The sequence below is a fragment of the Flavobacterium sp. LMO8 genome, from assembly GCF_009495755.1.
Lineage (GTDB): Bacteria > Bacteroidota > Bacteroidia > Flavobacteriales > Flavobacteriaceae > Flavobacterium.
The window spans coordinates 1-426 of record NZ_WIBJ01000029.1 but is presented as its reverse complement, the minus strand read 5'-3'; the positions used below and the strand labels follow the sequence as shown (position 1 = coordinate 426).

The window sequence follows — 426 nt, the reverse complement described above, 5'->3', positions numbered from 1 at the left end:
GTGATGTTACTTTTGTTGAACTCGAAGTAAATTGGTTCTAAAATAACTTCCTTCTCTGTTATGATTGGCATAATTGGTTTTAGTTTAATATAGAAATATATATCTTGTCCAAATTCATTTTCTGGAATTTCAACTTTATAATGAGTACTTGTCTCATATCCAGATTTTGATGCAAAACTTATATAAGCTGGCATACATTTTAAACTAAAAACAGCCTCACCGTTATAACTTGTTAGACTTGAAGTAATGCTTTTCATATCATTGTCAAGTAATTCAACAGTAGCACCTTCAATTGTTTTTTCTGTAATTTCGTCTTTAACAACTATAAATGATTTAAAATTACATATCGGATCTGCCTTGTAGATGTTGTCTACTCCATCTCTATTACTTGAGAAGAATCCAACTTTCTTGGTAGCGTTGTAAGTG

General features: G+C 30.3%; 1 pseudogene. It reads right to left on the bottom strand.

What is annotated here, in order from left to right:
- Positions 1-426 (bottom strand): annotated as a pseudogene (locus tag GFJ94_RS12575) (cell envelope biogenesis protein OmpA); the annotation flags it as partial.